This window comes from Clostridium sp. (assembly GCF_034179595.1).
GTDB lineage: Bacteria > Bacillota > Clostridia > Clostridiales > Clostridiaceae > Clostridium.
In genome coordinates this window covers 1-10507 of record NZ_JAXFPT010000025.1, presented here as the reverse complement: position 1 = coordinate 10507, position 10507 = coordinate 1, and the positions used below count along the sequence as shown (strand labels likewise).

Below are 10507 nucleotides of genomic sequence, written 5' to 3'. Positions count from 1 at the left end.
TATTCCTAAAACAGTAGTTGCTATAGTTCCTTCAACTCTTTCATCTACTGGAAGATCTAATGTTAAGCCTATCATACTTTTTCTTGATGTTCCTAAAAGAACTGGAAGTTCTAAACTTTTTATAACCTCTAAATTATTCATAACTATTAAATTTTGCTCTAATGTTTTTGCAAAGCCTATGCCTGGATCTAAAATTATATTTTCTCTAACAACTCCAGCATCTAATGCTATATTTATGCTTTCTTCTAAATCATACATTAAATCTTTCATAAGATTATCGTATTTAGCTTCTTTTCTATTATGCATTAATACGCAAGGAACATTATATTTTGCTGCAACCTTTGCCATATTAGGGTCTTTCTTAAATCCCCAAATGTCATTTATCATATCAGCACCAGCTTTTATTGCCGCTTCTGCTGTTGTGCTTTTATATGTATCTATAGATATTGGTATATCAAACTTTTCTTTTATAGCTTTTATTATAGGTACAACTCTTTCTATTTCATCAGCTTCAGATACTTCTTCAAAATTAGGTCTTGTAGATTCTCCTCCTATATCTATAATATCAGCTCCATCTTTTATAAGCTTTTCTACTCTTTTAATTGCCATATCTACAGTATTAAACTTTCCTCCATCTGAAAATGAATCTGGAGTTACATTTAATATACCCATTACATAAGTTCTTTCTCCAATATTAAATTCTTTATTTCCTATTTTCATATCAATCACCCTTTAAACTAGTACTTTATAAAGTTGTTTTTCTTATTACTATCCCAATAACATTCATTATAACTTTTGCAACTAAAGCAATTTCTTGATAATTTATCACTATCTTGAATTAATTTATAGAAGTAATTTTTATCATCACTTTTTCTATGATTTTCTATACCACTTATTATTAATGATTTTTCATCATCATTAAATAATGTATCTTTTAATATTTGTTTAGCTAAAATTACACTTCCTTCGTGATGAGGAATCCCTTCTTTATATTGAAGGCTTCTTCCTAAATCATGTAAAAGACCAACAGCATAGATAACCTCTTTTGATATATTTAAATTATCTTCAAGTGATTTTATATAAGCAATTCTTGCAACATCTAAACTATGATCTAGTCCGTGTTTGCAAAACTTTCTATCTTTCTCTAACTCTTCTATAAGCTTCATATTACTTTTAAAAATATCATTATTTAAAATTTGATTTACTTTCTCCATTAATATTTCCTCTATCTCATTAATGAAAGTACTTCATTTCTAAGCTGTCTATCTTCTTCAAAGATTCCTCTATAAGTTGTTGTTATAGTTTTTGTTCCTGGTTTTTTAACACCTCTCATAGTCATGCAAGTATGTTCTCCTTCAATTACAACAATTGCTCCCTTTGCATCTAAATAATTCATTATATCATCAGCAATTTCAGAAGTTAATTTTTCTTGTAATTGAGGCTTTTTAGAATGTATTTCTACAGTTCTTGCAAGTTTTGAAAGCCCTGCAACTTTTCCATTTGGTATATATGCTATATGAGCTTTACCAAAGAAAGGTACTAAATGATGTTCACACATTGAATAATATACTATATCTTTTTCTATAACTAAATCATCTCTTGAAATAGTAAATGTCTTATTTAAACATTCTTTTGCGTCTTTATTAAGTCCTGAGAATATTTCTTCATACATTCTTGCTACTCTATCTGGCGTTTCTAATAAACCTTCTCTATTTGGATCTTCTCCTATTCCTTCTAATATAAGCTTTACACCTTCAACTATCTTCTCTTTGTTAATCATATATCCTTTTTCCTCCATATTCACTAACAATATATTTTTTATATCTATCTCTTATAGATTTTGTAATTACATTTTTATTAAATTGTAAATCCTCTATAGATTTAACTTTCATTATGCCAAGTAAACTATTAGTTACAAATACTTCGTCCATAGATTTTAAATCTTTCATTGTAATATCACATTCTATAACTTCAAAATTATTTATAATCCAATCTCTTATAGTTCCATTTAATAATCCATTATAACAAGAAGGAGTATAAATTTTATTATCCTTTATACAAAATATATTTGAAACTGATGTCTCACATAAAAATCCTTTTTCATTAAAAAATATTACATCATCATATCCTTCTTTTGCTCCATTTCTTTTTTCTAATATATTTTCTATATAATTAGTTGATTTTATCCTTGGAAGTATTGATGTTGAATTTCTTAAAACTTTTGATATCTTTAATGAAAATCCTTTTTCATGCATCTCTTCTGTATATATATTTTTCCTTGTTGTTAAAATTATATTTTTTTCAGTAACAGTTATCTTTAGTACTTTGTTTTTAATGCCTAACTTATTTATATATTCTAACACTTTATCTTCTTCAATAAGTGGTTTCATATCTAAAGCCTTAAGGCCTTGCTTTAATCTATTTATGTGAAAATCTAGAAAATAAGGGGCTTCTCCAAAAAATATTGTTTCAAATATCCCTTGTCCAAAAAATACTCCATTATCTAATTTTATAGTATCACTATAAACTATAATTTCTCTCATTATAAAACCCTCATAAGTGCTTTTGCTTTTTGAAGTGTTTCTTCATACTCTTCTTCTTCATTTGATTCCCAAGTTATTCCTCCACCAACTCCAAAATAAGCCTTATCTTCTTTTTTTAATATTGTTCTTATAACTATATTAAAATCACTATTTCCTCTTAAATCAAAATATCCTATACTTCCTGTATATACATTTCTTTTTATTCCTTCAAGCTCTTCTATTATTTCCATTGCCCTTATTTTAGGTGCTCCTGTTATAGATCCCCCAGGATATGCTTCTCTCATACATTTTACAGCTGAATTATTTTTATCTAATGTTCCGTCTATAGTTGAAACTAAATGAAATACCGTTGCATATTCTTCTATCTTAAATAATTCGCTAACCTTAACAGAACCTGGAATACAAACTTTATTTAAATCATTTCTTTCTAAATCAACAATCATAAGTAATTCCGATTTATCCTTTTCACTATTTTGAAGCTCTTTTCTATATAAATCATCTTCCTCTTTATTTTTCCCTCTAGGTCTAGTTCCTTTTATAGGACGTGTACTTACTTTTCTATCCTTTATTTGAATAAACCTTTCTGGCGAAGAACTTATGACTTGAAAATCATCATAGTTTAAATACGCAGAAAAAGGTGCTTTATTTATACTTCTAAGTTTTGAATATATATTAAAGGCTTTTTCTTTACATTCACAAGAAAATCTTTGTGTCATATTTGCAATATATATATCACCATTTCTTATATATTCTTTCATAGATACTATGGCATTTATGTACTCTTCTTTTGTAAAATTTGAATAAAATTTTGTATTACTTTCTTTAAGTTCTATTTTCTCTAAAGGCTTAGCATTTAATATTCTATTTTCTATTATTTCTATATCTTTGCTTTCTTCATTTAAACCTAAAGAAGTTATGTAAGATTTTTTATTTATTAAGTCAAATATAATTATATTATTATACAGTATAAATCTCATATCTGGAATTTTTAAATCTTCTTTAGCCGTATTTGGTAACTTCTCTATCATTCTTCCTGCATCATAAGAAATATACCCAATATATCCCCCTATTAAAGGAATATCACTTTTTACATCTAACTTATATTTTTCTATTCTTTGTTCTAGTTCTAAAAATCCATCTTTTCCTTGAAGTTCTAATGAATTTAAATAACATTTACCTTCTCTTACTTCAAACTTTTCAAGCTGATTTATTCCTATAAATGAATATTTAGATAGATTTTCATCTTCCTTTGAACTATCTAAAAATATGCTGTCTTTTTCACCACTAAATATAGAGTATATATCAAAGGGAGATAGTTTAGTTTCAAACTCTTTAATCTTAAATTTCATCTCTTCTTCTCTCCTTATATTCTCTACAAATATCTATAAAATTTTTCAAAACCGTGTGTCCTTCTTCAGTAAGCACCGCCTCTGGATGATATTGAACTCCATATATAGGAAATTCTTTATGTTTAATTCCCATGATTACACCATCTTCAGTTATAGCTGTTATCTCTAGTTCACAAGGTAAACTCTCTTTTTTAATTATTAAAGAATGATATCTTGTTACATTTATCTTCTCTTTTACACCTTTAAATATTCCTTGTCCATTATTTGATATAATAGATATTTTTCCATGCATAGGTTTTTCTCCCTTTATAATCTCCCCACCAAAATAATGACCTATGCTTTGATGTCCAAGGCATATTCCTAAAATAGGTATTTTTCCTTTAAACTTATCTATTATATTTAACACTTCTCCAGCTTCTTTTGGAGTTTTAGGTCCTGGAGATATTACTATTCCATCAGGATTAATTTTGTTTATAATATCTTCATTAATTTCGTCATTTCTATATGTTATTATTTCTTCTTTTAGTTCATTAAAATATGTTACTAAATTATAAACAAAAGAATCATAATTATCTATCATTATTAACATAAAATTCTTCCCATCCCACACCAAATTTTATTACATAACACCTTATATTGTGCTAAAATACTTATAATATTTAATTATATCATAGCTTTTTCTCTTAAAAAATATATTTAAAATAAGAAGGGAGTTGAAATTCTATGACAAAAGTTGATTTTCATGTCCATACAAGCGCATCTGATGGAATACTAAATCCAAGAGATGTCGTAGATAGAGCATACAAAAATGGAGTGTCAATACTTGCTATAACAGATCACGATACTATAGATGGTCTTTCTGAAGCATTAGAAGAAGCAGAAGTTAAAAATATAAAGTTAATACCAGGAATAGAGTTTTCATGCAATTACAATAATGAAAGTATTCACTTACTAGGTTTATTTAGAAATGATAGTTATAAATCAGAAGAATTTCTTAAAATACTAGATTCTATAAAACAAAGAAGAATTTTAAGAGCAAAAGAAATAATTAAAAGATTAGATGATGTATTTAATATAAAAATTAGTTTAGAAAGTGTTTTAAACTGTGGTAGCAATATAATCGCAAGGCCTCACATAGCTAAAGCTATTATTAATGCTGGCTATCCATATACTCAAGATTATATATTTGATAATTTTATAGGAAAAGATAAACCAGCATATGTACCAACTAATGAAATAACTATACAAGAAGCTATAGATACACTTCATAAGTTTAATGCTATTGCAGTCTTAGCTCATCCAGTATTAATAAAAAATACTCCATTAAATGATTTTTTAAAATTTAAATTAGATGGAATTGAGGCTGTCTATTTTTTAAATTCAAAAGAAGATCAAGAATTTTTAATTAATTTTGCAAATAAAAATAACTTATTAGTAACTGCTGGTTCAGATTGTCATGGAGATTTTGTAAACGATAAACGACATGGTGATATTGGTGATATGTGTTTAGATGAAATATATATTAATGCATTATTAGATAAATTACAGATATAAAATATTAAGCGCCTAACATAAATTAGGCGCTATTTTTTAAGCTTCATTTAAAAAAGCAATATATCCATTTTTAGCTTCAAAAACATCAACTTTTGATGCTACTTCCCATGGTGCATGCATATTTTGCAGTGCTACTCCACAATCTATTACATCCATATTATATTGAGCTAAAATATATGCGATTGTTCCACCACCGCCTTGGTCAACTTTTCCAAGTTCTGCTGTTTGGAATGATACATCATATTTTTCCATCATAGCTCTAAGTTCTGCCATGTATTCTGCATTTGCATCATTACATCCTGATTTTCCTCTAGCTCCAGTGTACTTATTAAATACTATTCCATTTCCAAAGTATGCTGAATTTCTCTTTTCCATAACTGATGGATAATTTGGATCATAAGCTGCACTAACATCTGATGAAAGCATCTTTGAATTTGTTAAGCATCTTCTTAATTTTATATCTGAATAATCTGTTGTTCTATCTAAAACTTCTGCAACTACATTTTCAAAAAATCTTGAGTGCATTCCTGTTGCACCAATGCTTCCAACTTCTTCTTTATCAACAAGTAAGCATACACAAGTTTTATCTACTTTTTCTATTTCTACTGTAGCCATTAGTGAAGTATAGGCACAAACTCTATCATCTTGACCATAACCCATTACCATACTTCTATCTAGCCCATAATCTCTAGCAGGACCTGCTGGAACAACTTCTATTTCAGCTGATAAGAAGTCATCCTCTTCAAAATCATATTTTTCTTTTAATATTTTAAGTACATTAGCTTTTACAGCATTTTTTTCTTCTTTATTTAAAGGCATGCTTCCAACTAAAACATTTAAATCTTCACCTTCAACAACTTTCGCTGCTTTTTTATCCATTTGATTAGCTGCTAAATGAATTAAAAGATCTGATACTCCAACAACTGGATCACTTTCATCTTCACCAATTACTACATCAATTTTACTTCCATCTTTTTTAACAACAACACCATGAAGTGCAAGTGGAAGTGTTACCCATTGATATTTTTTGATTCCGCCATAGTAATGAGTATCTAAAAATGCTAAATCAGTATCTTCATATAATGGATTTTGCTTTAAATCTAATCTTGGTGAATCAACATGAGCACCTAAAATTTTAAGTCCTTTTTCCATGTCTTCTTCGCCTATTACAAATAAAGCTAACGCTTTCCCCATATTATCAGCATATACTTTATCTCCTGGTTTTAGTTTTTCACCTGCTTTTATAACATCATTTAAATCTTTAAATCCATGTTGTTTTGCTATCTTGATTGACTCTTTAACACATTCTCTTTCTGTTTTACATTCTGATATAAATTTTTTATATCCTTCATTAAAATCAAAAATTTCTTTTATTCCTTTTTCATCATATTTTTTCCAAGCATTTTCTGACATATTATAGCCCTCCCTTTTATCTTTTATAATATATATTAATTAATATAATTAATTATCGCTTATAGCATTCATTCTACTTTCAATAATATCTACTGGCGTTTCATTTGACATTAAAGTATATCTAAAGTTTACAGCAGCAGCTTCTATTATTACTGCAATATTTCTACCTGGTCTTATAGGAACAGTTAACTTTCTTACTGAAGTTCCTAGAATATCCATATATTCATAATTTGTTCCAAGTCTATCATAGTCATTATCATCTTCCCAATATTCAAAATGCATAACAAGTTTTATATCTTTTTGTTGAAGCACTGAACTTAATCCATATAATGCAGATACATCTATTATTCCAATACCTCTAACTTCAAGCATACCTATTGTTATTTTAGGAGAAGATCCAATAAGTTCACCATCGATTTCTTTTATGTCAACAGCATCATCTGTTACTAGTCTATGTCCTCTTTTTATAAGTTCAAGTGCAACTTCACTTTTACCAATTCCACTTTCACCAGTTATTAATATACCTATACCATAAACATCTACTAATACTCCATGTAATCTAGTTTTAGGTGCAAGTTTATCTGACATATACATAGTTAACTTGCTAATGAATTTAGTAGTTACTAAACTAGTTCTTAATATCCACACATTTTTTTGTTTTGCATATTTTATTAATTCTTTATGTGGTTCAAGACCTCTAGTTATAACTATACACTTCATATCAAAAGTAAAATATTTTTTTAATCTTTTTTCTCTTATTTCAAGTTGCATGTCATCTAAAAAGCTCCACTCAGCTTTACCTATGACTTGTATTCTATCTTTAGCAAAATAATTATAAAAACCTGATAATTGAAATAGCGATAGGTAACCATTTGGAACTAACTTAGTCATTCCTCCATACATAGCCTTCAGTCATTTGACCTACTACACTATTGGTTTTCCCCCGCTCCACACCGTACGTGACTGTTTCCAGTCATACGGCGTTCCATCATTTTATTTATTAATGTATAATTTCTAAATTTCCAACACTTTTACGTAATTTATTTAGCATTTTCAGTTTATTGTTATCCCATGAATAGCTCTTATAGTAAAAGTCAATCGTTTCTTCCCTGGTTGCATGAACTAATTTGTGCATTTCCTTGCTCAAAATTATTAAATTTTGATATTTATCACTTCCACCCTTTTCTTTTGGTTTAATATGGTGCACTATTATATCATGTGGGAATAATTTCTTTTTCGAAATTCCACATCTACCTCTTTGTGCACAGTATAGTGAAAGTCTATTGTCATTAAATTCTACAGATTCATCTCTAACTGGATTTTTAAGCAAGTATTTTAATGCATCAACATTTACTTCTGCTAATCTTTCATGTATTAGTTTCCTTCCTTCCTCCGTATATCTGTTAATATTTTGATTAAAACACATTGGAGGTTTGTTTTTACACGCATATATTGGATAAAAAGGTACATTATTCAAGCACCAAACCATTCCTTTATATGATTTGTAAAATCTCGCTTTTTCAGTAGGAACTTTCTTACAGAAACGATTCAATTTGTGGTGCAAGGTTCGTCTTAAATCATAATCTAATCTACCTAAGTCAATAGAGATTAGTGTCGCCATATCATAGTAATGATGTATACCTAGTACAGTACTGTTAAATTTATTAACATTTTCTGTACTTCGATATTTAAAGATTCTCTTTAAATCTTTTTTAAGATTATCTTTACATTTCTTTTTACTACTCTTGGTCATTCTACTTCTTGATACATATCTTTTTCCTTTATTAACCGCTTTAAACTCTATTCCAAGAAATTCTGAATAATTCTTCCTTAAATTTGTTATCTTTGTTTTATCTTCATTACAGTCTAAATCTAATCTTTCTTTTAACCATGATACAACTGCATACTTCATTCGTTTTGCTGTATTATAGTTTTTACAGAAAATCTTAAAGTCATCTGCATATCTCACAATTCTAACATCTTTAAGTTTCGTTCTCTTTAACATTCTTATCTTTAAGTCTTGAGTTCTACTATTGTTCTTATAGGGAAATCCATTCCATTGTGAATCAACCCACCAATCTAGTTCATTTAGAACTACATTAGCTAATAGTGGACTCAATACACCACCTTGTGGCGTTCCTTTTGTCATTCTACCAATACCTTTGACTTTACTTTTTAAAATTTTAGATGTAATAATAATTAATTTTTTATCGCGTATTCCTAAAGTCCAAAGTTGTTTTAGTAGTTTGCCATGATTAACATTATCAAAGAATCCTTTAATGTCAACATCAATTACATAATTGTAATATCCTCTATTAATAAGAAAATTACATCTTGCAATTGCATCTTTACATCCCCTTTCTGGTCTAAATCCATAACTATGTTCATAAAATTTAGCTTCCAGTATCGGTTCAATTACTTGTTTAATGCATTGTTGAACAATTCTATCATTCATACAAGGTATTCCTAATGGTCTTAATTTCCCATTTTTCTTTGGAATATAAACCCTTCTAATTTCTCTTGGATTATAATTATTTAGCAAGTTTTGTACTTTTTCTACGTACATATCAAGACTATAATCTGCAATGTCCAAAATAGTTTTTCTATCTGTACCTGCAGTCATACTACCTTTATTATTTTTAATATTTCTATAAGCTAGGAGTATATTGTTTCTTGATTGAATTATATCCATTAATTTGGTAAATTTACTTCCTTTAGAGCTCAGCAAATATAATTCATCAAATACTCTTTGCATATCATAGTATTCATTATTTCTTAATGCTTTTTTCTTTCGAATTGTGTTGCTCAAGTCTGCTAAGTCCTCCTTAACATCTTTTAGTCTTAATCGAACCTTGAATATTTAGTTTTAACATATTAATAAATAAAATTGACTAGAGCCTATCCCTCCACTACTTATTATCATAGCTTCATAGGTACTATGGCTCCGCTCTCACTTAGATTAAGAATAGTTATATATTTCTATTTTCCTATTCAATACTTCTTTGGATTGTAAGCTCCTCCATATTCTAAGCTTTCCACGTTCCATTATGTCTATCATTGTTATAACTTAGGTCATTTCTCTGAGCCAGTTAGCTGAATAACGCCTTTAACGTTATAAGGTTTTTCATACCGGACATTCTTACTAAACCTCACTAACAAACAACTTTGTTTATTGCATTTCTACAATTTCGACTTTTGACTCGTACTTTCGAAATTTCGTCAATTTGCTCTTCTGCAAATATTCTAACCATATTATAACGACCTCCGACCTATCACTACTTGACCACCTCTGGTTCACATTTCGTGTGCTATTGCACTTACGGTAGCTCTCAGCCGACTTCACCGAGCTTATAACAATTAATATCTTACTCTATTAAATGCTATTCGGAGTATTAAGGAAGGCATTTCAAGACGTTACTCTATCATTCTACCTTTCAACATAACAGTTCTTATTACAGAATTTAATTCTGCAACAGTCTAATCTTTTCAATTAGAAACGTGTCGCACGACCAGGTCTATTAACATCACTAACATTTATTTCTTCATTTGATTTACCTTCTACTAATACTTCTAAGTCAAAATCTTTAATTAACTTTTCTACAGTTACTGCCATATATAAAAACCCACCCTCTATTTTTTCTTTTTGTT

9 protein-coding genes and 2 pseudogenes are annotated in these 10507 nt (G+C 28.4%); 1 reads left to right on the top strand and 10 read right to left on the bottom strand.

Annotation, left to right across the window (positions count from 1 at the left end; all coding sequences use genetic code 11):
- The 6 genes from folP to SPJ33_RS03000 all read right to left on the bottom strand — a co-directional run.
- Window positions 1-720: dihydropteroate synthase (gene folP / locus SPJ33_RS03025; protein WP_321116500.1), on the bottom strand; the 720-nt coding region annotated here is incomplete at its 3' end.
- Between the two features lie 17 nt (window positions 721-737).
- Window positions 738-1214 (bottom strand): HD domain-containing protein, encoded by a 477-nt coding sequence (locus tag SPJ33_RS03020; protein ID WP_321116499.1) that lies wholly within the window; start codon window positions 1212-1214, stop codon window positions 738-740.
- An 11-nt stretch (window positions 1215-1225) separates the two neighbouring features.
- On the bottom strand, window positions 1226-1780 hold the full coding sequence (folE, locus tag SPJ33_RS03015) for a GTP cyclohydrolase I FolE (RefSeq protein ID WP_321116498.1): 555 nt from the start codon (window positions 1778-1780) through the stop codon (window positions 1226-1228).
- Window positions 1773-2543 (bottom strand): aminotransferase class IV, encoded by a 771-nt coding sequence (locus SPJ33_RS03010; RefSeq protein WP_321116497.1) that lies wholly within the window; start codon window positions 2541-2543, stop codon window positions 1773-1775. The genes folE and SPJ33_RS03010 overlap by 8 nt, the downstream gene beginning before the upstream one ends.
- Window positions 2543-3892, bottom strand: coding sequence for an aminodeoxychorismate synthase component I (gene pabB, locus SPJ33_RS03005; protein ID WP_321116496.1), 1350 nt, complete (start codon window positions 3890-3892; stop codon window positions 2543-2545). Before pabB ends, SPJ33_RS03010 begins: the two co-directional genes overlap by 1 nt.
- Window positions 3882-4481 (bottom strand): aminodeoxychorismate/anthranilate synthase component II, encoded by a 600-nt coding sequence (locus SPJ33_RS03000; RefSeq protein WP_321116495.1) that lies wholly within the window; start codon window positions 4479-4481, stop codon window positions 3882-3884. Before SPJ33_RS03000 ends, pabB begins: the two co-directional genes overlap by 11 nt.
- Window positions 4482-4615: 134 nt before the next feature.
- On the opposite strand from SPJ33_RS03000, the gene SPJ33_RS02995 reads away from it, so the two are divergent.
- A complete protein-coding gene (locus SPJ33_RS02995) occupies window positions 4616-5446 on the top strand; it encodes a PHP domain-containing protein (protein WP_321116494.1) in 831 nt (276 codons plus the stop codon).
- Between the two features lie 36 nt (window positions 5447-5482).
- On the opposite strand, the gene SPJ33_RS02990 is transcribed toward SPJ33_RS02995, so the two are convergent.
- From SPJ33_RS02990 to SPJ33_RS02975, 4 genes and pseudogenes are all read right to left on the bottom strand, one after another.
- A complete protein-coding gene (locus tag SPJ33_RS02990) occupies window positions 5483-6859 on the bottom strand; it encodes an aminopeptidase (RefSeq protein ID WP_321116493.1) in 1377 nt (458 codons plus the stop codon).
- Window positions 6860-6907: 48 nt separating this feature from the next.
- Window positions 6908-7711 (bottom strand): annotated as a pseudogene (gene hprK / locus SPJ33_RS02985) (HPr(Ser) kinase/phosphatase); the annotation flags it as partial.
- Window positions 7712-7859: 148 nt separating this feature from the next.
- Window positions 7860-9668, bottom strand: coding sequence for a group II intron reverse transcriptase/maturase (ltrA, locus tag SPJ33_RS02980; RefSeq protein WP_321116492.1), 1809 nt, complete (start codon window positions 9666-9668; stop codon window positions 7860-7862).
- A gap of 699 nt (window positions 9669-10367) precedes the next feature.
- Window positions 10368-10472: pseudogene (locus SPJ33_RS02975) on the bottom strand (HPr kinase/phosphorylase); the annotation flags it as partial.
- Window positions 10473-10507 lie beyond the last annotated feature (35 nt).

Excerpts from the sequence above, each read along its gene's own strand:
- SPJ33_RS03020 (WP_321116499.1), bottom strand. The coding sequence starts at position 1,214 with ATGGAGAAAGTAAATCAAATTTTAAATAATGATATTTTTAAAAGTAAT.
- folE (WP_321116498.1), bottom strand. The coding sequence starts at position 1,780 with ATGATTAACAAAGAGAAGATAGTTGAAGGTGTAAAGCTTATATTAGAA.
- SPJ33_RS03010 (WP_321116497.1), bottom strand. The coding sequence starts at position 2,543 with ATGAGAGAAATTATAGTTTATAGTGATACTATAAAATTAGATAATGGA.
- pabB (WP_321116496.1), bottom strand. The coding sequence starts at position 3,892 with ATGAAATTTAAGATTAAAGAGTTTGAAACTAAACTATCTCCCTTTGAT.
- SPJ33_RS03000 (WP_321116495.1), bottom strand. The coding sequence starts at position 4,481 with ATGTTAATAATGATAGATAATTATGATTCTTTTGTTTATAATTTAGTA.
- SPJ33_RS02995 (WP_321116494.1), top strand. The coding sequence starts at position 4,616 with ATGACAAAAGTTGATTTTCATGTCCATACAAGCGCATCTGATGGAATA.
- SPJ33_RS02990 (WP_321116493.1), bottom strand. The coding sequence starts at position 6,859 with ATGTCAGAAAATGCTTGGAAAAAATATGATGAAAAAGGAATAAAAGAA.